Annotated in this window: 19 protein-coding genes, 1 rRNA gene and 1 pseudogene; 16 read left to right on the top strand and 5 right to left on the bottom strand. The window is 68.9% G+C overall.

Annotation, left to right across the window (positions count from 1 at the left end; genetic code table 11):
- Positions 1–2: 2 nt before the first annotated feature.
- The 7 genes from AC1DCZ_RS00105 to fdxA all read left to right on the top strand — a co-directional run bounded on the left by AC1DCZ_RS00105 (position 3) and on the right by fdxA (position 7,136).
- On the top strand, positions 3–1,385 hold the full coding sequence (locus AC1DCZ_RS00105; RefSeq protein ID WP_476972871.1) for an FAD-dependent oxidoreductase: 1,383 nt from the start codon (positions 3–5) through the stop codon (positions 1,383–1,385).
- Entirely contained in the window at positions 1,382–2,641 is a 1,260-nt protein-coding gene (locus AC1DCZ_RS00100; RefSeq protein ID WP_476972870.1) for a CaiB/BaiF CoA transferase family protein, read from the top strand. The genes AC1DCZ_RS00105 and AC1DCZ_RS00100 overlap by 4 nt, the downstream gene beginning before the upstream one ends.
- Positions 2,638–3,471, top strand: a complete 834-nt coding sequence (locus tag AC1DCZ_RS00095; RefSeq protein ID WP_476972869.1) for an enoyl-CoA hydratase-related protein — start codon at positions 2,638–2,640, stop codon at positions 3,469–3,471. Before AC1DCZ_RS00100 ends, AC1DCZ_RS00095 begins: the two co-directional genes overlap by 4 nt.
- Positions 3,472–3,555: 84 nt before the next feature.
- The gene (locus AC1DCZ_RS00090; protein WP_476972868.1) at positions 3,556–4,497 is read left to right on the top strand and encodes a dihydrodipicolinate synthase family protein; all 942 of its coding nucleotides are present in this window, start codon (positions 3,556–3,558) and stop codon (positions 4,495–4,497) included.
- Positions 4,497–5,282: an SDR family oxidoreductase gene (locus tag AC1DCZ_RS00085; protein WP_476972867.1), complete on the top strand. Its 786-nt coding sequence runs from the start codon at positions 4,497–4,499 to the stop codon at positions 5,280–5,282. The genes AC1DCZ_RS00090 and AC1DCZ_RS00085 overlap by 1 nt, the downstream gene beginning before the upstream one ends.
- A 30-nt stretch (positions 5,283–5,312) precedes the next feature.
- Positions 5,313–6,803, top strand: coding sequence for an aldehyde dehydrogenase family protein (locus AC1DCZ_RS00080; protein ID WP_476972866.1), 1,491 nt, complete (start codon positions 5,313–5,315; stop codon positions 6,801–6,803).
- A 6-nt stretch (positions 6,804–6,809) separates the two neighbouring features.
- Positions 6,810–7,136 carry a ferredoxin gene (fdxA, locus tag AC1DCZ_RS00075; protein WP_476972865.1) on the top strand — a complete coding sequence of 109 codons (327 nt, stop codon included), beginning with the start codon at positions 6,810–6,812 and terminating at the stop codon, positions 7,134–7,136.
- Here the strand turns inward: fdxA and AC1DCZ_RS00070 are convergent.
- Entirely contained in the window at positions 7,133–7,312 is a 180-nt protein-coding gene (locus AC1DCZ_RS00070; protein ID WP_476894803.1) for a hypothetical protein, read from the bottom strand. The two genes, fdxA and AC1DCZ_RS00070, sit on opposite strands and share 4 nt — an antisense overlap.
- Positions 7,313–7,457: 145 nt before the next feature.
- Here AC1DCZ_RS00070 and AC1DCZ_RS00065 point away from each other — a divergent pair, with 145 nt between their 5' ends.
- Positions 7,458–8,372 (top strand): HNH endonuclease, encoded by a 915-nt coding sequence (locus tag AC1DCZ_RS00065; RefSeq protein ID WP_476972864.1) that lies wholly within the window; start codon positions 7,458–7,460, stop codon positions 8,370–8,372.
- 3 nt (positions 8,373–8,375) lie between these two features.
- Here AC1DCZ_RS00065 and AC1DCZ_RS00060 read toward each other — a convergent pair whose 3' ends face one another.
- Positions 8,376–9,776 (bottom strand): phenylacetate--CoA ligase family protein, encoded by a 1,401-nt coding sequence (locus AC1DCZ_RS00060; protein WP_476972863.1) that lies wholly within the window; start codon positions 9,774–9,776, stop codon positions 8,376–8,378.
- 253 nt (positions 9,777–10,029) lie between these two features.
- On the opposite strand from AC1DCZ_RS00060, the gene AC1DCZ_RS00055 reads away from it, so the two are divergent.
- From AC1DCZ_RS00055 to AC1DCZ_RS00020, 8 genes and pseudogenes are all read left to right on the top strand, one after another.
- Positions 10,030–11,466 carry a flotillin family protein gene (locus tag AC1DCZ_RS00055; protein ID WP_476972862.1) on the top strand — a complete coding sequence of 479 codons (1,437 nt, stop codon included), beginning with the start codon at positions 10,030–10,032 and terminating at the stop codon, positions 11,464–11,466.
- 29 nt (positions 11,467–11,495) lie between these two features.
- Positions 11,496–11,735 carry a hypothetical protein gene (locus AC1DCZ_RS00050; protein WP_476894799.1) on the top strand — a complete coding sequence of 80 codons (240 nt, stop codon included), beginning with the start codon at positions 11,496–11,498 and terminating at the stop codon, positions 11,733–11,735.
- 134 nt (positions 11,736–11,869) lie between these two features.
- Positions 11,870–12,064 (top strand): hypothetical protein, encoded by a 195-nt coding sequence (locus AC1DCZ_RS00045; RefSeq protein WP_476972861.1) that lies wholly within the window; start codon positions 11,870–11,872, stop codon positions 12,062–12,064.
- 101 nt (positions 12,065–12,165) lie between these two features.
- Entirely contained in the window at positions 12,166–13,323 is a 1,158-nt protein-coding gene (locus AC1DCZ_RS00040) for a glycosyltransferase family 4 protein (RefSeq protein ID WP_476972860.1), read from the top strand.
- 221 nt (positions 13,324–13,544) lie between these two features.
- The gene (locus tag AC1DCZ_RS00035) at positions 13,545–15,683 is read left to right on the top strand and encodes a putative bifunctional diguanylate cyclase/phosphodiesterase (RefSeq protein WP_476973064.1); all 2,139 of its coding nucleotides are present in this window, start codon (positions 13,545–13,547) and stop codon (positions 15,681–15,683) included.
- A 39-nt stretch (positions 15,684–15,722) separates the two neighbouring features.
- The gene (locus tag AC1DCZ_RS00030) at positions 15,723–17,918 is read left to right on the top strand and encodes a putative bifunctional diguanylate cyclase/phosphodiesterase (protein ID WP_476972859.1); all 2,196 of its coding nucleotides are present in this window, start codon (positions 15,723–15,725) and stop codon (positions 17,916–17,918) included.
- Between the two features lie 245 nt (positions 17,919–18,163).
- A complete protein-coding gene (locus AC1DCZ_RS00025; protein ID WP_476972858.1) occupies positions 18,164–19,990 on the top strand; it encodes a putative bifunctional diguanylate cyclase/phosphodiesterase in 1,827 nt (608 codons plus the stop codon).
- A 53-nt stretch (positions 19,991–20,043) separates the two neighbouring features.
- Positions 20,044–20,202, top strand: a pseudogene (locus AC1DCZ_RS00020) (ISL3 family transposase); the annotation flags it as partial.
- 58 nt (positions 20,203–20,260) lie between these two features.
- Here the strand turns inward: AC1DCZ_RS00020 and AC1DCZ_RS00015 are convergent.
- The 3 genes from AC1DCZ_RS00015 to rrf form a co-directional block, all read right to left on the bottom strand.
- Positions 20,261–21,109, bottom strand: coding sequence for an SDR family NAD(P)-dependent oxidoreductase (locus AC1DCZ_RS00015; RefSeq protein WP_476972857.1), 849 nt, complete (start codon positions 21,107–21,109; stop codon positions 20,261–20,263).
- Between the two features lie 74 nt (positions 21,110–21,183).
- Positions 21,184–22,176, bottom strand: a complete 993-nt coding sequence (locus tag AC1DCZ_RS00010) for a patatin-like phospholipase family protein (RefSeq protein ID WP_476972856.1) — start codon at positions 22,174–22,176, stop codon at positions 21,184–21,186.
- A gap of 244 nt (positions 22,177–22,420) precedes the next feature.
- A 5S ribosomal RNA gene (gene rrf, locus AC1DCZ_RS00005) occupies positions 22,421–22,514 on the bottom strand; the annotation flags it as partial.

Genomic DNA, 22,514 nt, shown 5'->3' with positions numbered 1-22,514 from the left:
CTATGAACTCGCTTGACTCGCAACTCGCCCTGGACCTGCGCACCACCACGCAGGACCTCACCGCTCCTGTCATCTCCCGCTCCGACGTCCTCGTCGTCGGCGGCGGACCCGCCGGGGTCGCCGCGGCCGTCACCGCAGCCCGCTCCGGCGCGTCCGTCACGCTCCTCGAGCGCTACTCCTCCCTCGGCGGGCTCGCCTCCGGCGGCATGGTCCTGGTGCTCGATGACATGATCAACGGCCAGGAAATCACGGTCACCGGCATCGTCTCCGAGTACGTCGAACGCCTGCAGAAGCTCGGCCTGGCAATTGTCCCGCCCGCCGATGACCGCAAGACCTCCGAGGAACTGTGGAACAAGTGGGGCCGCTACGGCACCTTCGACTTCCACTCCCACACCACCCCCAAGCCCGTCTGCTACGCCGCCGCCTTCGACCCGGACGGCTGGAAGCGCGTCTCCAACGACCTCGTCCGCGAGGCCGGCGTCAACCTCCGCCTGCACTCCTGGTTCTCCCGCCCCATCGTGGACAACGGCGTCATGAAGGGCGTCATCTGCGAGACCAAGTCCGGTCCGCAGGCGTTCATGGCGGACATCGTCATCGACACCACCGGCGACATCGACGTCGCCTCCCGGGCCGGCGCCAGCTACGTCAAGGACAGCTACCTCACCACGCTCGTCTTCCGCCTCGGCAACGTGGACACCGCCGCCGCGGAAGCCTTCGAACAGGCCAACCCGAAGGAAGCCCGCGCCATCAACCGCACCATCAAGCGCCTCCTCGGCGGCGCCTGGGAACTGTGGTGGCTCAAGACCCCCATCGACGGCGTCGTCTGGTGCAACGCACCCCACATGACCGGGTACGACGGCGTCGACCCGGCCGACATGACCGCCGCCGAGTTCGCCGCACGGGACCGCATCACCGAGGCCGTGGACTACGTCCGCGCCAACCTGCCCGGCTTCGCCAACTGCTACATGCTCGACGTCGCGTCCCAGATGGGCGTCCGGCAGACCCGCCTGCTCGAGGGCGAATACGTCATGACAAAGGACGACGTCACCTCACGCCGGCACTTCGCCGACACCGTGGCCCGCGGCCGCGACTACTACTACCCGTACCGTTCGCTGCTGCCCAAGGAAGTGGACCAGCTGCTCGTGGCCGGCCGCCACTACTCGGCCACCCCCGAGGCGCAGAAGATGTCCCGCGAGATCCCGCCCTGCATGGCCATGGGCCAGGCAGTCGGCGTCGCCGCCGCCCTGGCTGTCGAGAACGGCACCCTCGTCCGCGACGTCTCCGCACTGGACATCCAGCAGGGCATGCGCCGGCACGGCGCGGACCCGGGCGACGTCCCGTCGTCGAACGCCACGCTGGACACCGACGCGGTGGTGGGGGCATGAGCACCGAAGCCCTTCTGGACGACAGCGTCCTGACGGAAAGCACGACGGCGGCGCCCGCCGCCGCCGAGTCTGGCACCCCGCTCCCGCTCGATGGCATCAAGATCGTGGACTTCACCCAGGTGTTCATGGGACCGTCCTGCACCCAGCTCCTGGGCGACTACGGCGCTGACATCATCAAGGTCGAACGCCCGGGCGCCGGGGACATCTCCCGAAACTCCTTCCCGGACAAGGACGGCCAGGACAACCCGATCTTCCTGTCCATCAACCGCAACAAGCGCAGCGTCTCGGTGGACACCCGGACCGAGGAAGGCCGCAGCGTGCTCCGCCGCATCCTCGCCGACGCCGACGTCGTGGTCAGCAACTTCCGCTCCGGCGTCATGGAACGGATGGGCTTCGGCTACGAGGAGCTCAAGGCCGAGAACCCCGGCATCATCTGGGCCTCCGGCACGGGCTTCGGCCCGGTGGGCCCCTACTCGCACAAGGGCGGGCAGGACGCGATCGCGCAGGCCTACTCCGGTGTGATGTGGCGGCGCGAATCGGACGACATGAAACCGTCCATCTACCCCACGACGCTGTGCGACTACATCACGGGCATGCACCTCATGCAGGGCATCCTGCTGGCACTGCGCACCCGCGAATCCGCCGGCGTCGGGCAGAAGGTGGAGGTGACCATGTACGACTCCATGCTGCACCTGCAGATGCAGGAGGCCTGCATGCAGCTCAACCGCGGCTACGAGGTCAACTGGGGCGCCATGCCGCTCAGCGGCGTCTTTGAAACCACCGACGGCGCCGTCTGCATGGTGGGCGGCTTCACCCCGGACCCGCTGATGCGGATTTCCGAGGCGCTGGGCCTCGACGAGGACCTCACGCAGCGGCCCGAGTTCGCCAACCTGGAGCAGCAGTTCAAGCACAAGCCGGCGCTGCAGGCGATCTTCCGCGAGCGCATCGCCACCAACACCACCGAGTACTGGACCACCCAGCTGGAAGGCCAGGGCCTCCTCAACGCGCCCGTCCACACCCTGGAGCAGGCCCTCGCCGACGCCCAGACGCACGCCAACGGCATGATCGTGGAAGCCGAACACCCGGGCGTCGGCACCGTGAAAATGCTCAACGCGCCCATCCGTCTCTCCGCCACCCCGCCGACCGTACGCCGCGTGGCGCCGCGGCTCGGCGAGCACAACGTCGAGGTGCTGCTGGAGAACGGCTTCGACGCCGAAACCATCGAGCGCCTGCAGCAGCTGGGGGTCCTCCGGTGACCGCCGTTTCCGAAGCCCCCGCAGCGGCGACCGCGGGTCCCAACACCGCCGACCAGGTCACCCTGACCATCGAAAACCACATCGCGACGGTCGTCATCGACCGCCAGCACGTCCTCAACGCCGTCGACGGCACCGCCCAGGCCCGGCTCAACGCGATCTGGGACCAGCTCGAGGCCGATCCGGACGTCCGCGCCGTCGTCATTACCGGTGCCGGGACCCGCGCGTTCTGCGTCGGGGCGGACATGTCCGCCGCCGCCGTGGACAAGTCCGGGCTGCAGTACTGGGCCGGGCTCGACCCCAATGGCTTCGGCGGCCTGAGCCTGCGCACGAGCCTGGACATCCCGGTCATCGCCCGGGTCAACGGCTACGCGCTCGGCGGCGGCATGGAAATCGTGCTCGGCGCGGACATCGTGATCGCTGCGGACACCGCCCGCTTCGGCCTCACGGAACCGCGTGTGGGGCGCCTGGCGCTCGACGGCGGCATCCACCAGCTGGTGCGCCGCATCCCCTACAGCCAGGCGATGGGCATGCTCCTGACCGGGCGCAAGGCCGACGCCGCGGAAATGCAGTCCATGGGCCTGGTCAACGAGGTGGTCCCCGCGGACCAGCTCGACGCCGCGGTGCAGCGCTGGGTGGACCAGATCCTCGCCTGCGCGCCCACCTCCGTCCGCGCCGTCAAACAGATGGTCACCCGGACCGGGCACCTGACCGCCGCCGAGGCCCGCGGTCTCCGGCTGCCGGCCCTCATGGCGGCGCTGGACAGCGAAGACTCCGCCGAGGGCGTGCGCGCCTTCCAGGAAAAGCGCCCGCCCGTCTGGCCGGGCCGCTAGATGCAGCCCGCAATGCAGTACGAGCAAACGCGGCACGAACACATGCCGCACGACCCAGTGCCATACGAACGGAAGGACAAACCGATGCGGGAATCACTGGCCCCCGGCGTGTGGGGCGTCGTCGCCACACCGTTCCAGGGCAGCGCCCTCGACGTGGACACCGACAGCGTGGCCCGGCTGGTGGGCCACTACGAGTCGATCGGCGCTACCGGACTGACTGTCCTGGGCGTCTTCGGCGAGGCCGCGGCCCTGACCGCGGCCGAGCGCAGCCTCGTACTGGAGGTCGTGGTCGAGGAAACGCAGCTGCCCCTCGTGGTGGGCGTGACCTCGCTCTTCACCGGCACCGCCGTCGAAGAAATCCGCGCCGCCCAGGCAGTGGCCGGGGACCGGCTCGCCGCCGTCATGGTGCAGGCAAACTCGGCACGCCCGGAAGTGGTGATCGCGCACCTGGACGCCGTCCACCAGTCCACCGGCGCCAAGGTGGTCCTGCAGGACTACCCTGTGGCCAGCGGTGTCAGCATCAGTACCGAAGCCATGATTTCCGTGGTGCAGGCCTGCACGTTCGTCGTCGCGGTCAAGGCCGAGGCACCGCCGACGTCCGTGGCCATCGCGCAGCTGGCGGCCGCCGTCGATATCTCCGTGTTCGGCGGACTCGGCGGCCAGGGGCTGCTCGATGAGCTGCTCGCCGGGGCGGCCGGCGCCATGACCGGGTTCTCCTACCCGGAAGCCCTCGTGGCCTGCGTCCGCGCGTGGCAGTCCGGCGGCTACGACGCTGCCCGGGACGAGCTGCTCCCGTACCTGCCCCTGATCAACTTCGAACAGCAGGCCAAAATCGCGCTGGCCGTCCGCAAGGCGTGCTTCCTGGAGCGCGGCCTGATCAAGGACTCCGGCGTCCGGTCTCCCGGCGCCGCCTTCCCGGAGGCGCTGCGGCCGGGCATGCTGGCCCACCTCGACGAGGCGGCACGCGCACTCACCCTCTCCCCCGGCTCAGCCGCACACACAGCATCTACAGCAGGAAGGCCCTGATGGACCTCGGAATCAGCGGAAAAACCGCCCTCGTGGCAGCCTCCACCGGGGGCCTGGGCCTCGCGATCGCCCGTGCCCTCGCGTCCGAAGGCGCGCGCGTGGCCATCACCGGCCGGCGCCGCGAACGCGCCGAAGAGATCGCCGCCGAACTGCAGGCCGCTGGGCACAGCGCAGCCGCCGTCGAGGCGGACCTGTGCACCCCGGCGGGGGTGGCGGCCGCCGTCGAAAGCACGGTGGAAGCGCTGGGGCCCATCGACATCCTGGTGCTCAACGGCCCGGGCCCCAAACCCGGGGCGGCGGCCACGCTGAGCGCCGATGACATCGCCGCGGCGTTCGAGCAGCTCGTCAAACCGCACCACGCCCTGGTCTCGCAGGTCCTGCCCGGCATGCGGGAGCGGCGCTGGGGGCGGATCCTGGCGGTCGGCTCGAGCGGCGTCGTGGCACCGCTGCCCAACCTGGCGATGTCCAACACCGGCCGCGCAGCACTCGCCGGCTACCTCAAAACCCTCGCGGCCGAGGTCGCGCTGGACGCCGTGACCGTCAACATGCTCCTGCCCGGACGCATCGCCACGGACCGGGTGGCCGAGCTTGACCACGCCGCCGCGAAACGCCGCGGCACCACAGCCGAGGAAATCCAGCTCGAATCCCGCAAGAGCATCCCGGCCCGCCGCTACGGCGAGCCGGAGGAATTCGGCGCCGCCGCAGCCTTCCTGTGCAGCGCCCCGGCCTCGTACATCACCGGCGTCGCGCTGCGGTGCGACGGCGGCCTGATCCGCGGCCTCTAAGCCTCCCCCTCCGATCCAAGAAGGAACACCATGACTTCCACAGCAACAGACCTCACCGCCGGCACCGACCAGCACCTCATCACCGCCCGGCACCTCATCAACGGCGAATGGCTCGGCGCGGCGGACACCCGCCGGATCAACCCGGCCCGCCCCGGCGAAGTCGCAGCCCTCTCCCCCAGCGGCACCGCGGAGGACGTCGACGCCGCCATCACCGCCGCCGCCGCGGCACAGCCGGCCTGGGCCGCCCTCCCGGCACCGTCCCGCGGAGCCATCCTGATGGCCGCCGGCAACCTGCTCCTGGACCGCCAGACCGCCATCGCCGAGGACCTCGTCCGTGAGGAAGGCAAGACCCTCGCCGAGGCCAAGGGCGAGGTCAAGCGCGCCTCGGACGTGCTGCGCTTCTTCGGCTCGCTCGGCTGGGCCGCCACCGGCGAGGTGCTGCCCAGCGGCCTGCCGGACACCACCATCACCACCCGCCGCGAACCGCTCGGCGTGGTCGGGCTCATCACGCCGTGGAATTTCCCCATCGCCATCCCGGCATGGAAGTCCGCCCCGGCCCTGATCAGCGGCAACGCCGTGGTCATCAAGCCGGCCGAGCTCACCCCGCTCTCCGCCACCCACCTCGCCCGGGCCCTGCACGACGCCGGGCTGCCGGCCGGCGTGTTCAACGTGGTCCACGGCAAGGGCCGCGTGGTGGGCGACGCCCTGGCCCGCGACCCCCGCATCGCCGGGCTGTCCTTCACCGGTTCCACCAAGGTGGGCCTGGGCCTGCAGGAAATCCTGAACGCCCGCCGCGCCCGCGTGCAGCTGGAAATGGGCGGCAAGAACGGCGTCCTCGTCCTCGACGACGCCGATGCCCGCAAGGCCGCCCAGGTGGTCGCCGCCGGCGCGTTCGGCCTCACCGGCCAGGCCTGCACCGCCACGTCCCGCGTCTACGTCACCCCGGGCATCCGGTCCGCGTTCCTTGAGGCCCTCACCGAGGAAGCCGCGCAGTACACCGCCGGGGACGGCCTCGGCCGTGACGGATCGGACCCGGCCCGCATGGGCGCCGTCGTGAGCAGCCAGCAGTTCGAACAGAACCAGGCGGCGGTGCGCACCGCCGTCGAGCGCGGCGCCACGCTGCTGCACGGCGAGTACGACGGCGACCCCTCCGGCGGCCTGCTCTTCCCGGCCGCCGTGCTCACCGACCTGCCCTTCGACGACGCCGCCGTGACCGAGGAAATCTTCGGACCGGTAGTGGCCGTCCTGGAGGTCGCCGACTATGAGGCCGGCCTCGCCGCCATCAACGATTCCCGCTACGGCCTCACCGCCGGCATCTGCACCGACTCCCTGGCCCGTGCCACCGACTTCGCCGCCCGGGCGCAGGCCGGCGTCATCAAGGTCAACCGTCCGACGGCGGGCCTGGACCTGAACGTCCCGTTCGGTGGCGTGAAGGATTCCTCCACCAACACGTTCCGGGAGCAGGGGAAGTCCGCGTTGGACTTCTTCACGTGGGGCAAGACCGTCTACACGGGTGTGTAGCGCGCCATGACGTACGTGATCGCGCAGCCCTGCGTGGATGTGAAGGACAAGGCCTGCATCGACGAATGCCCGGTGGACTGCATCTACGAAGGCGAACGCTCGCTCTACATTCACCCTTCGGAGTGTGTGGACTGCGGCGCCTGCGATCCGGTCTGCCCGGTCGAGGCGATCTACTACTCGGACGACGTCCCGGAGGAGTGGGCCGACTACGTCCGGGCCAACGTGGAGTTCTTCGAGGACCTCGGCTCCCCGCAGGGCGCCTCCGGCCTGGGGAACCTGGGCCGCGACCATCCCGTGGTCGCGGGGGCGCCGGCGCCTGCGCCTGCGCGCTAGAAACGCCACACGGAGTACGGCACGCTCGGGAGGTTGCCGGCCATCCAGGGCCGCTCCGTTGGCTCCAGCGGAATCCGGCCCCGGCCGTCCCGCCACACCAGGACGACCGTCCCGGCGATCGCCAGTACGGAAACCACGGCGAAAAAGATCAGCACGACGACGATGGATCCGGACATTTCTCCAACACCCCTGGCATTAATTCTACTGCCGTGACCGGTTCCGGGGGCTGGACCGGGCGCTTCGCCGCGGGGCGGAGGGAAATCAAAAACTGCCCCGTGACGCGGCCATGACGCACGCGGATGGGACTGCGACAATGGGCACATGACAGCCATCATCCTGGTGTGGAACCCCGAGCACTGGAACGGGTGGACCTACCCTGCCGTGGTGGCGGAGGCAGCCGAGACGGGCCTGTTCCTGGCCAGCTGGAGCGTCGGCCGGCATCAGGACATCCCCTCCGGCGCGGACGCCTGGCTCCTGTTGCAGGGACGCCACGGCCGCGGGCTGCTCGGTCACGGGGTCGTGGTGTCGGAACATCCCCTGCCGGAGCCGCAGCCACAGGGCGCGGCGCCGGAAGGGGCGCCGGAGAACTACGCCCCGGGTCCCCTCTCCCCTGCGTCCGTCCCGCCCCTGTATGTCCGGGTGGCCTTCGAGGCCCTGCTGCCTGCCGGCGACCACATCGATATGAAAATCCTGCAGGAGGCCGTCCCCGGGGTGGCCTGGGACACCATCCATGGCTCCGGGATGACCCTTGATCCCCCAGAGGAAGGCCGGATCCGCCAAGTCTGGTCTGACTTCGGTCCGCAGCCAGGACCCGACGCCACGCAGCCTGTGCCGGGCACCTTGCCCGGATATGCGTTGAGCAGGGTGGACGTGAACCGCTACGAACGCAGCCCTGACGCACAGCGGGCGTGCATCGCCCATCATGGAACGAACTGTGCCGCGTGCGGATTCTCCTACGAAATCGCCTACGGCGAGCTGGGCAAGGATTTCATCCAGGTCCACCACATCGTTCCGCCCGCGCAGCTGGGCAGCGGTTATGAGCTGGATCCCGTGGCAGATCTGGTGCCGCTTTGCGCCAACTGCCACGCCATGGCGCATCGCGGGGCCAAGACAGCACGGACCGTCGCCGAACTGCGGCGGATCATGGGAGCCGCCGGCTTCCTGTCCGGACACGCCCTGAGCCCGGAAGAACTGGCGGCCCAGCGCGACGCCCGTCGGATCCTGGAACAGCACTAGGCCTCAGGCGGACCACACCTGCCGGAACTTGCCGCTGCGGTCGGGACGGGGCTGCTCCTGCGCAAACTGGACGTCGATCGCGCCGCACCCCTGGGCCGCGAAGAACGTGGCCAGCCGCGCCGCCACCCCGCCGCGCACCTCGGCCAGGTCGGCGAGGGGCCTCAGCTCCAGCCGAACGGTCAGCGCTCCCGGCCCCGTCCGGATCGCCTGGAACCGGCGCACCCCGGCGGTCTCCTCGATCACCGTGCCCAGTGCCAGCGGCAGCACCGTCACCGGCGCCCCGTCCGGCGCCTGGTCCGGCGCCTGGAAGGACAGCAGGTCCCCGGCGCGGCCTTCCACCGTCACCACCGGGAAAGGGCTCCCGCACGGGCAGGGATCCACGGCCAGCTCAACCCGGTCCCCGAGGTCGTAACGGATGAGCGGCTGGACCCGGTTGGCAAGGTTCGTGACCAGCGCCGTGTGGGACGTGACTCCGCCGGGGACCGGATGGTAGTCCTCGTCCACCGGCTCGAGGATGTACCAGTCGGCGTTGACGTGGTAGGCGCCCATCCGGCAGCGGCTGGTCAGCGCCGGGACCTCTGATGACAGGTAGCGGTTGGTGACATGGCAGCCGAGAACCGATTCGATCCGTGCGCGTCCGCTGTCGGTCAGGCTCTCGCCGGAGCTGATGGCAAGGACGGGACGGATCCGTAACCGTCCGGCGTCCTGCTCCGCGGCCAGCTGCAGCATCGCGCTGGGGTAGCCGTAGAGCAGCGTAGGCCTAAAATCGTTGAGCTCCTTCACCAGGTCGGCGAGGGGCCTCAGCACGGAGAAGACCCGGAGGCGCCGCGCGACGCGGGGGCTGCGCCGCCGCGCGATTTCCGTCATCACGACTCCCGCGAAGTGGCCGCCGTCGGCAACCAGGGCCGCAGCCCGCACCCCGCGGAGCAGGAGCGCCCGCAGGTCCGCCGCCCCGATGAGGGTCCTGCGTTCGCGGACCCGGACGACGACGCCGGCTACCGTCCACGACCTTCGGTCATGAACCAGCACGGCCGGCTCGCCGGTGCTCCCCGACGTCGTAAACACGAGGTACTTCCCGCGGTAGACGGCCCCCACCTTGGCCGGGTCGGAGAGCAGGTCCGAGGTCATCTTCGCAAGCGTGAGGTGCGGGTCCGTCACCCAGTCGTCGAAGTTTTCCATGAGGTCCCGTTTGCCGACGGGAGGCAGCCGGGCCACATCTGTGACGCGCTCCGGCAGGTCCCGGTACAGCCTGCGGTAGTACGGCGACGCGGACCGCGCATACTCCACGAGTTCGGCGAGCCGGGCCTGCTGACGGCGGGCGATCGCGTCGGGTCCGCCGCGCTCTGCACGCCACGCGTCCCACCCGATCCCAAGGATGCCGACCACGCCGGACCCGATGTGCATCGAGAACCACCTCTCCGGGCCCACCATGGCACGCCGGCGTGCGCCCGAACAGGGGCTTTGGCCCCCGCGGGGAGCCTGATCTGCCCCGCAGCGCCGAATTGCTGGACTTCCCGGCAGGGAGCACCGCAGACTGTGTACAACAGCTGACTGGGCGGCTCCAGACTTCCAGCATCCAAGCCAGCTGGGAAGGGCAGCAGCGCCATTTGGGGGCTTTGCGCAATGCCTTTTCCCTCACCGTGAAAGGACTTGGGTTATGCCGGACTTGTCAGTTTTCTTCCCGCTCTTGGCCGGGATCATTGGCGCGTTGGTCGTCGTCGGCGTCATCTGGCTGGCGACCAAACTGATGTGGAAGGTGGCCGAGCCGAACGAGGCCCTCATCATCTCCGGGCTGACGCGCGGCACCCTGGAGACCCGGGAGGGCATGGACTTCAAGATCGTCACTGGCAAGGGAGCCCTGGTGCTGCCGGGCCTCCAGACGGTCCGGGCCCTGTCCCTGACGCTGAACGAAACCGAGCTGAAAGTCTCCTGCGTCACGTCCCAGGGCATCCAGGTGATTGTCGAGGGCGTGGTGATCTACAAAATCGGCGACGCCCCGCCCTTCATCGCTAACGCCGCACGGAGGTTCCTCGGGCAGCAGCCCAAGATGCAGAGCCAGGTCTACAACGTCTTCGAAGGGCATCTGCGCTCCATCATCGGCAGCATGACCATGGAGGAGATCATCCGCGAGCGCGACAAGCTCGGATCACAGGTCCGCAGCGCCAGCGGCGTGGAAATGGAGAAGCTGGGCCTGGTGGTCGATTCGCTGCAGATCAAGGACCTGCAGGATCCCACGGGCTACATCCAGAACATCGCCAAGCCGCACATCGCCCAGGTGAAGATGGAGGCCCGCATTGCCGAGGCCACCAGGAACCGCGAGGCAGCCGAAAAGGAGGCCGAGGCCGAGGCCCTGATTGCCGATGCCCAGAGCATCTCCGCGATCCGGCAGTCCATCGCGCTGGCCAATGCCGAACAGGCGAAGGCAAATGCCGCCCAGGCCGGCCCGCTGGCTGACGCGACGGCCCGCCAGCAGGTGGTGGTGCAGGAGACCGAAGTGGCCAAGCTGGAGGCGGACCGCGAGGAGCAGAAACTCCAGACCAGTGTCCGCAAGCCCGCGGATGCCAAGGCCTACGCCAAGCGCACGGAGGCGGAAGGCCAGAAGGCCGCTGACATTAGTGCCGCCGAAGCCCTGGCGCGGCGCACAGAACTCGAAGCCCAGGTCAACGCCCGCCGCACCGAGCTCCAGGCGCAGGCGAACGCCACGGCCGCGGCCGCGGCGGCCGGTGCCACCAAGGTCACCGGCGAGGCCGAAGCGGCAGCCACGAAGGCCCGCGGTGATGCGGCTGCCTCCGCGATCAAGGCCAAGGCGCTGGCCGAGGCTGACGGCATCAAGGCGCGTGCCGAGGCACTCGGCACCAACCAGGATGCCGTCATCTCCCAGCAGCTCGCCGAGAACATGCCGGCCATCATCGCGGCAGCGGCCGAGCCCTTTGCACACGTCGGGCAGCTGACCGTCCTGAACGGCGGCGAAGGCATCAACCGGATGATCGGCGGGATTCTGGCTCAGGTGGGCGACTACCTCCCCGCCCTGCGGTCCGCGCTCAAGGACGGCAAGAACGCACCCAAACAGCCCCCGAAAACCCCGGATGCCTAGGGACATGCGCAGCAGGCCCAGGGATTTCGATGCACAAAGACGTTGACCGGAGCCTGACCGGCAGGATCGGCCGGGTCACCGGACGGATCGGGCCGGGCACCATCGGGGAGGTCATGCTTCCGTTCCGCGGAGGCACCAGCGCGTTCCACGCCCACCCGTTTGACAAGACCAGCGTTTTCGCCGTCGGCGAGCAGGTCCTGGTGATCTACTACGAGCCGCCGCAAACGGTCTACGTGGACGAACTCCCGGACGTGCTCAAGCGGGACTGAGACTCAAGCGGGACTGGGACGCTGCCACGGGATCCGCGCCGGACTGAGAGACCACCCCCAACTGACCGCAGTCAGCGTCGGGCTATCGACGCGGGGGGCCTTCTGAACTTACTATTCTTTCAGGAGACAATCTCATGCCCATCATCACCCCTCTGCTTGATTCCGTCCCCGCCGGCGAAGCCGCCCGCGGCCAGTCCCGTTACGGCCTGTCAGCCCGCGGACAGTCATATCGCGGCCGCCCGGCCCAGGGCCGTTCCGGGCCCGTCGGCAACTGGCCGGATCCGTTACGCGCGCTGCGCGGAGTCGGCAACTGGCCCGACCCCCTGTGACCGGCCCCCGGTGACCCGCACGCCCTCCTGTTAACCCACTCTTCCCTCCCCCGCCACCCGCCTGACCCCGCGCCGACAGCCGCCGCCCGCACCGTGGAGGTGTGAGGATCGCAATCGTCGCCGAATCATTCCTGCCGCTCATGAACGGGGTTACGCACTCCATCCTGCGCGTGCTGGAGCACCTTCAACAGCGCGGGGACGAGGTCCTGGTGATCGCGCCGGCAACCCAGGACGCCGAGGTCCCGGAGGAGGTGTACGGCGCCCAGGTCCACCGGCTGCCCTCGGTGCCGCTGGCAGGGTACGCGAACGTGCGGGTGGCGCTGGGCGGTGTGTACCGGGTCAAGCGAATCCTTGCCGACTATGCGCCCGACGTCGTCCACCTGGCGTCCCCGTTCGTGCTCGGCTGGCGGGCAGCGCAGGCCGCGCACCAGCTGGGGATCCCCACCGTCGCCATCTACCAGACCGAGGTTCCCAGCTACGCGGCGCGCTACGGCGTTCCCTTCCTCGAGAACTGGGCGTGGAGCAGGGTGGACCACATCCACCTGCTGGCCTCCCGGACCCTGGTTCCCTCCACGTTTGCGCTCAACCAGCTCCGCGGCCGCGGCATTCCGCGGTTGGGCATGTGGCGGCGCGGCGTGGACACGCAACGGTTCAGTCCGGAGAAGCGCGACGGCGCCTGGCGGTCCTCCCTTGTCCCGGGCGGCGAGCGGATCATCGGGTACGTGGGCCGGCTGGCGGCCGAAAAACAGGTCGAGGATCTGGCGGTGCTGGCCGACGTTCCCGGCACCCGGCTGGTGATCGTGGGCGACGGTCCCCAGCGGGCGGCGCTGGCGGCGGCCCTGCCTGGCGCCGTCTTCACCGGGTTCCTCGGCGGCGAGGACCTGGCGCGGGCCATGGCGTCCTTCGACCTCTTCGTGCATCCCGGCGAGTTCGAAACCTTTTGCCAGACCATCCAGGAGGCCATGGCATCGGGCGTACCGGTGGTGGCCACGGGCCGCGGCGGCCCGCTGGACCTCGTGGAGAACTCCCGCACCGGCTGGCTCTACGAGCCGGGCGACCTCGCCGGGTTGCGGGCCCGCGTGATGGACCTGATGGGCGACGACGCCAAGCGCCGCGCGTTCGCGGCAGCAGCCCACGCCTCGGTCCAGGGCCGGACATGGTCCGCCCTGGGCGATGAACTCGTCCAGCACTACCGCTCGGTGATGGAACCCGCCGGAATCACCGGACGCCCGGGTTTGCGCAGGCTCAACCACCGGTGACCCCCGTGCAACGGCCACCAATCCGGCGTTGCTGCAGCGCCACTGCACCGTGTTGACGCAGGAGGCGCCCTTGGGACCCCTATGATTTCCGGAGGGGAGGACGTCTTAATGGAATATCAGTGGTCCCAGGTTCGCACGGCGGTGGCCGGGTGACGTTTTCGCGCCCGGAGACGGACGACGACGGCGATCGCGCAGACGCGCGACGCCCGTCCGGCGGCTCTATGCCCGGCCCGATGCCCGGGCCGGCCCCCAGCTACGCTGATGTGCTCGATGCCAGCCCCGACGCTGTCCTGGTGATTGCCGAGAATGGCACCATCAGCATGGTCAACACCGCTGCGGAGCGCCTGTTCGGCTACTCCCGCGGCGAGCTCCTGGGCCACGACCACCGCATGCTGCTGGCGGACGGATTCCGGACAACCTTCCGGCGGATGCTCACGAGCCTGCGCCGCGACAGCCACGCCCTGGGGACCCCTCCCATCGCTGTCTACGGACAACGGCGGGATGGCTCCGAGTTCCAGGGCGAAGTGGTGGGCTCTCTCCTGGCCCCCGGCGCAGGGGTGGGCATGGTCGTCGCCGTCCGCGGCACTTCACACCGCGAGACCGACGCCAGCCTGCGCGAGGCGATGTCGCTGCTGACCGCCACCCTGGAGTCCACGGCTGACGGCATCCTGGTAGTCAGCAGCGAGGGCCAGATCGCCGGCGTCAACAACCAGTTCGTCTCCATGTGGGGCATCCCCCGGGACCTGCTCGCCACCCAGGACGACAAGGCCGTGATGGGCTTCGTCCTGGACCAGCTCAAGGACCCCACCCAGTTCCTCGAAAAAGTCTTTGCCCTGTACGCCGATCCCATGGCGGAGAGCCACGACGTCCTGGACTTCCTCGACGGCAGGACATTCGAGCGCTACTCGCGCCCCCAAAAAGTCGCCGACGAGGTCGTGGGACGCGTCTGGAGCTTCCGGGACGTCACCCCGGCCAGGGTCGCACAGGACCAGATCACCCAGGCCATGGCCGATCTCGCGGAGCAGGCCGCCCAGCTCAAGGCCCTGGCCTTCCAGGATCCCCTGACCGGCTTGTCCAACCGCCAGCTCTTCAACGACCACCTGGCGAGCGCCCTGGGCGGGCCGTGCGGGACCGCCGTCGACCTCCTGCTGCTCGACCTCGACGACTTCAAGGAAGTCAACGACATCCTCGGCCACCACGCCGGGGACCAGATGCTGATTGAGGTGGGGCGGCGCCTGCGCGCCTGCGTCCGCCCGAACGACGTCGTGGCCCGGCTGGGCGGGGACGAATTCGTGGTGCTGCTGGTGGGGTCGCTGGATCCCGAGGCTGTCGCCGCGAGGATCGTCGAGTCCTTGAAAGTGCCGGTCTGGATTGACGGCACCATGCTGCGCCCGAGCCTGAGCCTGGGGATGGCCTCGATCAGCGAGGATGCCGTGGACGCCTCCGAGCTCCTGCGGCGGGCCGACGTTGCGATGTACGCGGCCAAGGCTGCCGGCAAGAACAGGTACCTGAAATTCCGGCCGGCAATGATGCAGGCGCTGGTGGACCGCACGGACATCGAGGCCGGGCTGCGGCTCGCCGTCGACAACGGCCAGATCACTGTCCACTACCAGCCGATCGTTTCCACCAACCTGGGCGTCGTGGTGAAGGTCGAAGCCCTGGCCCGCTGGATCCGGGACGGCGAGATTGTCCCGCCGCAGCAGTTCATTCCCGCGGCGGAACGCAGCGGGCTGATCGTCGAGATCGGCACCGAAGTGCTGCTGCGCGGCTGCACGGAACTGCGGCCGTGGCTGGCGGAGGACACCTCACGCTCCCTTGCTGTCAACGTCTCCGGAGTCCAGCTGCAGCACGGGGACTTCGCCGAGCTGGTCCTGGCGGTGACGAAGTCCTGCGGCGTGGACCCGCGGCAACTGGTCCTGGAAGTCACCGAAAGTGTCTTTTTCGACAACGACGCCGATGTGACCCGGCAGCTCGTGGCCCTGCGGAAGGCCGGTGTGCGGGTGGCCCTCGATGACTTTGGCACCGGCTATTCCTCGCTTGGCCGGCTTCAGGAGCTCCCCGTGGACACCCTGAAGATCGACCAGTCGTTCGTGTCCATGATCCGCAGCGGCGGGGAAGAGCTGCCGATCCTGACAGCCATGATCGCCATGGCCCATGGCCTCGGGCTGACGGTTACCGCGGAAGGGGTGGAGACCCCCGCGCAGGCAAGCTACCTGATGAATCTGCATTGCGATTCCCTGCAGGGATTCCTGTTTTCGGGCCCTGAACCGGAGGCTGGACTGGCGAACGCGCTCACCGTGGCGGGCCAGAGGATCGCCGCATTGCGCGGGGATCGGGTGTCCGGGAACCGGGTGACCTGAAGGGACGCCGGAAATCTCCGGTGCCAAGGTGCTGGACACGTGACCCGGGAACCCTATGATTCAGGGAAACGCATTGCCCGCGGCATCGCCGGGGGTCTATCAACTTCCGTCGCTTTGGGGGCCGGTATCGCCGTGGGAACAGGGTTCGAAGAGGCTTTGCTGGAGCAGGGTCCCGATGCGTTTTTGCTGCTGACCGCGGACGGAACCATCGCATTCATGAATTCAGCGGCCGAGCGCCTGTTCGGATACCCGCGCGAGCAACTGCTGGGCACCCAGCACACCGTTCTGCTGTCAGAGGGTGAGCGCGGCGGCTTCCTGCGCGTCTTCGGGAGGTTGGGCCGAAAGAACCGGTCGGCCAGCCGGCCCTTCGCGGCTGTCGGATGCCACCGTGACGGCAGTGAACTCGCCTTGGAGATCACGTGCTCGCTGGTGACCGGCGGCTCCGGAACGGCCATGGCCGTCGCCGTTCGCGACGGCGGCCACCGCAACGACGCCGACTCCGGCCGCCGCCTCGCCGTCTCGCTCCTGGATGCGACGCTGGAGACGACGTCCGACGGGATCGTGGTCGTTTCCAACGAGGGCCACATCACCGGGATCAACGGCCAGTACCTCAGGCTCTGGGGCATGCCTCCCGAACTCGTGGCCGCGGAGGACCCCAGCGCCCTGGTCAACTTCATTGCGAAGCAGCTGGTGGAGCCGGACTTCTTCCTGCGCAGGGTCAACGCGCTCTACGCGGACAAGGTGATGCAGAGCCAGGACGTGCTCGAGTTCAGCGACGGCCGTACCGTGGAGCTCTGCTCGCGCCCCCAGAAGGTCTCGGACGCCGTCGTGGGGCGGATCTGGAACTTCCGCGACATCACCACGCGCCGTCGCGCCCAGGACCAGGCCCGCCAGGCCATGGAAGAGCTCGCCGAGCAGGCGGACAAACTCAAGGAACTCGCCTTCCGGGACCCGCTGACGGGCCTGGCTAACCGGATGCTGTTCAACGAACGGGCGGCCGCAGCCCTGCTCACGCCCGAGCCGGTGCACGTGCTGCTGTTGGACCTGGACGATTTCAAGGAAGTCAACGACGTCCTGGGCCACCATGCGGGCGACGAGATGCTGGTGGAGATCTCCCGCCGGCTGCAGAACTGTGTGGGTCCCCACGGCACCGTGGCGCGGCTGGGCGGGGACGAGTTCGTGGTCCTCCTGGTTGGCTGCAGGGACGCCGATGCTGTGGCCCAGAGGGTCGTGGGCACCCTGAACGCCCCCGTGTCCATCGAAGGCACCCTCATGCGGCCGGGCCTGAGCCTGGGCGTGGCCTCGCGCGAAGGCGGGACCATGACGTCCTCGGAGCTGCTGCGGCAGGCGGACCTGGCGATGTACGCGGCCAAAGAGGCCGGCAAGAACTGCTACGTGCATTTCCGCCCGGAGATGCTCGCGGCCCTGCTGGAACGCACGCAGCTAACCGCCGGGTTGCGGCGGGCTGTGGAACTGGGCCAGATCATCGTCCACTACCAGCCCGTCATCTCCACGAACCGGCTCGACGTCGTCCAGTTCGAGGCCCTCGCCCGCTGGAACTGGGACGGCCAGCTCGTGCCCCCGGACCAGTTCATTGAGACCGCGGAGCGCAGCGGCCTGATCCGGGAGATCGGGGCCGAGGTCCTGCGCCGCAGCTGCACAGATCTGGCGCCGTGGCTCGCGGAGCATCCGTTCCGGACGCTTGCGGTGAACGTCTCCGGCGTGCAGCTGCAGCACCGGGACTTCGCCGAACGGGTCCTGGACATTGCGGCGTGGAGCGGCGTGGACCCGCAGCAGCTCGTCCTGGAAGTGACGGAAAGCGTGTTCTTCGACGCCCACTCCCACGTCATCGCCCAGCTTGAGACCCTGCGCCTGTCCGGCATCCGCGTGGCCCTGGACGACTTCGGCACCGGCTACTCGTCCCTGGGCCGGCTCCAGGACCTGCCGGTGGACGTCGTGAAGATCGACAAGTCATTCGTCTCCATGGTCCGCACCGGGGTGGAAAAGCTGCCCATCCTGACCTCCATGATCCACATGGCCAAGAGCCTGGGCCTGAAGGTCACCGCGGAGGGCATCGAAACGCCGGCGCAGGCGCGCTACCTCATGGACCACGGCTGCGACGCCCTGCAGGGTTTCCTCTTCTCCCGCGCCGAGCCGGAGTCCGGGCGGGCGGCCGCGGTGCGCACCTCGGCCGCGGCCATTGCCGCCCTGGAGAGCGTTCCGCAGCCAGGATAGCCCCCGGCTTGGCGTTCGGTTTGGGAGCCCGCTTTGGCGTTGAGTTTGGACGCGGGCTGTGGCGCGGGCGTTGGCGGGGAGCTGACGCATTATCCGGTGCGGATCCGATGCATTTTCCGGCGCGGCATGACGCGTATCACGCCTTATGCTCCGCACCACATATGATGCAGGGAGCGCAGCGCGCCCTGTTCTCCGCAGGGTGGCTGCATTCCTTATTTCCGTCGCTTGGGGGGCAGGCAAAAACCATGGACGATGGCTTCGCTCAGTTACTGCTGGAGCACAGCCCGGACGCGCTGCTGCTGCTGGACCAGGACGGATCGATCTCCTTCCTGAACACGGCCGCGGAACAGCTCTTCGGATACTCCCGCGCGCAGCTCCTGGGCGCGGACCACAGCCTCCTGCTGGCTGAGGCCTCGCGTGAGCCGTTCCACGGCGTCCTGGCCAGATTGGGCGCGGCATCCCCCTCGTCCCCGCCGTTCGAGGGTTCGGGCCGCAGGGCAGACGGGTCCGAAGTTCCCGTCGAGATCGCGTGCTCGCTGGTCCCCGCCGAGGCAGGCCGCATGGTTGCCTTGTCCGTCCGCGGCACGGGTCACCGCCTGGCCGCACACACGGATTCCCAGCAGCCGAACGCCATCAAGAACTACGACGCCGGCGCCCCGGTGAGCAGCGTCAGTGGCACCGCCGGTGCCGGCAGCGGCGTCGGCGCGCTCCGCCGTCGTCCTCCCGGAGCCGTGGCCGCTGTCCCTGCAGCGTTTGTCGAGCACGATGACCAACTCAAGGCCGGTACCCTGCGTGACCCTCTCACGGCGCTGCCCAACGGTCCCCTGTTCAACGAGCGGCTGGCCGTGGCGCTGCGGCGGCCCGATCCGGTTGACGTCCTTCTGCTGAACCTGGACGACTTCCGGAACCTCAACGACGTGCTGGGGCGATCGGCCGCGGATGAGCTCCTGGTGGAGGTGGCGAGCCGGCTGCGCAACTGCGTCCGCCCGCACGACACCGTGGCCCGGCTCGGCGGCGATGAGTTCGTCGTGCTGCTGACCGAATGCCTCAAGGCCGATGCGGTGGCCAAGCGGATCGCCGAGGCCCTGCAGGTGCCGTTGCGGGTCGGCGGGACCATGGTCCGTCCCGGCGTGAGCATGGGCCTGGCCTCCAAAACGGCACAGACGTTGGACGGCGCGGAACTGCTCCGGCAGGCGGACGCCGCACTGACCGCGGCGAAGGCCAGGGGCAAGAGCACGTGGCTGCGCTTCCGGCCCGAGATGCTGGGCACGGCCGTGCACAAGACCGACGGCGAGACCGGGCTGCGCCGCGCCGTGGAGCTGGGCCAGATCTCGGTCCACTACCAGCCGGTTGTGTCGCCGGGACTCGGCGCCGTGGTGCAGTTCGAGGCGTTCGCGCGCTGGGAACGGCACGGGCGCCTGGTCCCGCCCAACCAGTTCCTGCCGGTTGCCGAGCAGAGCGGCCTCATCCGCGAAATCGGCGACGAAGTCCTGCGCCGCGCCTGCGCCGAGATCCGGCCCTGGCTGGCCGGAGATGCCGCGTACAGCGTCGCCGTGAACGTTTCCGGCTTGCAGTTCCAGCACCGGGACTTCGGCACGGATGTCCTGGAGATCGTGGCGTCCACCGGCGTGGATCCGCGCCAGCTCACGCTGGAGCTGACGGAGAGCGTGTTCTTCGACGCGTCCTCGGACGTGCTGCGCCAGCTGCACCAGCTGCGGGCGGCCGGCGTCCGGATTGCCATGGACGATTTCGGCACCGGCTATTCCACGCTCGGCCGGCTCAAGGAGCTGCCGCTGGACAACGTCAAGATCGACCGCTCCTTCGTGGCCATGGTCAAGACCGGCCAGGAACAGCTGCCGTTCTTCGGCACCATGATCAACGCAGCCCACGCCCTGGGCCTGAAGGTCACGGCCGAGGGCATCGAGACCCCGGCCCAGGCCAAGTACCTGATGGACCGCGGCTGCGACTCGCTGCAGGGCTACCTGTTCGCCAGGCCGGCCCCGGCCAGCGACCTGGCCGGGACCATGGAAAGCGCGCTCAACGCCATCGACAAGGTCGACGCCGGGCGGTAGTCCTGCTTCTCCTGACCTGACTCCGTTCTGCCAGGTCTTCCGGCTCATCGCATTTGTTCTGCCGGCTCGATGAGCTTGGGCTCGAAGCTGCCGGGCAGCGTCTCGTTCTTGGCCGGGCGGTGTTGGGATGCCGTGCCGGTGATCCGGATGACTGGTGCCGTTCTTGTGGCGCGCAGGGCGTCGCCCGCAGCACGGCCGCGCGGCCTCTCGCGCCTCGAGTCCGCGGGATTCAGACCCCGCCCACCAGCCGGCCCCCAAGGTCAGCGGCGGTTACGCCCGCGAATCGAGCTTGTCGAGGTCCTGGGCCACCATCGCTTCGCTGCGCAGCCACAGCTCCCGGGCTAATCCCCCGTCGTAGGCCTGCTTGTTGGCCTTGGAAAGGGCCCGCTTGGCGTAATACGCCCCGGAGATCCAGTCATGGCCCGGCGTCGCGTTGGCGAGCCACACGAGCGTGTCCGCGCCCTGCTCCGGGGTCAGCATGAACCGCTTCAGGAACGACTTGTATGCAAAGCGCATGGGGCTCGTGGAGTCCGCCGCGAAGTTCGTGGCCACGCCGCCCGGGTGGAACGCCGCCGTCGAGATGCCGGCCGCGTTGTAGCGGTTGTGGAGCTCGGCGGTGAACAGGATATTCGCGAGCTTGGCATTGCCGTACGCGCGGTTGGTGTTGTAGCTACGGGCAGCGTCGAGGTCCTCGATGTCCAGCTTGCCGAACAGCGAATTGGCGACGCTCGAGGTGTTGATCACCGTCGCCGTGCTGGCGGTGAGGACGTCCATGAGCTCGGTGGTGAGCAGGAAGGGGGCCAGGTGGTTGACCTGGAGAGTCTTCTCGTGGCCGTCCACGGTGAGCTCGCGGGCGCCCATGATCCCGCCGGCGTTGTTCGCCAGGACGTCAATCCGCGGGTACTTTTCCTTCAGCTGCGCCGCTAGGGTGCGCACCTGGGCGAGCTCAGCAAAGTCGCTGACAAAATAGTCGGCGCCGATTTCCGCCGCAATCCTCGCCGTCTTCTCCGCGGAACGGCCGACGACGACCACGCGCTCCCCCTGCCGGCTGAACGTCCGCGCGGCGGAGGCACCGATGCCGTCGCTGGCTCCGGTGATGACGATGGTCCGCTGGGTCATGGAAAAGTCCTTTGAATCGAAGAGGGTGGCGCTGGTACAACGACGCCGGGGCCGCCGGTGTTCCGACGAGGGCGTCAGCGCCAGAATTCGGTGAGCTGCCCGGCAAGGGCTCTGCCTTGATTGTAGCCAGCCCGCGCAGCGGGCGGACGCAGCGACAAATCCATCGCATTGGCGCCGAACATGTGCTCGGCGTGGCTATCCGGGAAGATCGTTTCGACTCTGCTGCCGCGTGCACGAAGCTCGTCGACCTGTGCTGCCAGATGCATGCCCCACTCCAACGGTGTCCGTGATCTGCCGCCGAATGGCGACAGCACCAGCACCCGCCCGAATCCGGCTGCCAGATCGGCATTCTCGTTGCGTCGGTAGCCGCCGTCGATATATCGGTTATCCCCGATCCTGTAGGCGAAGCCACTGGCACAGCTGGCGGCGACGGCGTCCACCAGGTCGACTCCGCTGTGGCGGTCGAACACGACCGGTTCACCGGTATGGGCATCGACCGCCGTGACGAGCGCCGCTCGTTGCGGCCAGCACTGACTGGGCAGCCGTGCGGCGACGGTCTCGCGCCACCGCGCCTGCCCGGAACCGTCCGACGCCGCATCCCTGTCGAGTGCCGCCGCGCCCATTCTGCGGCGCATATCAGCCGCGTCCTCGGAGGCAGCGATGATCTTGCCCGTTCGCTCCAGGTGGTCCGTCGCCGGCCTGGTCGGACCGCGTCCGCCGTCGGATCCGACCGGTACGGTCCGTTGCTGGGGCGCCGCGGCAAGGACGGCGGCAAGCAGTTCGGTCGGGGTCGAGCCAGCTATCTGGGCCGCGGCCGTCGATCCTGCCGAGGTCCCGATGACCAGATCAGCCTCGGTCACATTAAGCCCGGCATCGAACAGGCCGGCGATGACGCCGATCAGCCACGCGTTGCCTGTCGATCCGCCGCCACCGAGGACTAACGCTCGCTCGCCGGCGGCGCAGACCCGCTTTGTGGCGTCGACCTGCGGCTGATCCTGGTCGGACACCGGCCGGTCGGTCACCGTCGTCGAGGTGAAGTGCAGAGTGGAAGGGGTTGTTGTGTTCATGGGAGTCGCCTTTCGCGAATTGCCTGGCGGGCGCTCCCAGTTGCGACGACTTCAGTCGCGCAGTTGCTGACTGCAGGGAGAACCCATTGCGGATACTGCGTACATGGGTCTCACCTCCTGCCGATGGATCGCTGTCACGGGAATGATCGCACACCAGCGTCGCGGTGCGCAATCGGTCGGCATCAAGCCGGTTAAAGTGGGAGAGCCTCCAACGTGGTGGTTGGAGGCTCTCGACCTAATGGTTGTCCGGCGGTGACCTACTCTCCCACACCCTCCCGGGTGCAGTACCATCGGCGCTGTGGGTCTTAGCTTCCGGGTTCGGGATGGGACCGGGCGTT

This window comes from Arthrobacter sp. 10N418 (assembly GCF_056394725.1).
This window is presented reverse-complemented; position numbering and strand designations above follow the sequence as displayed.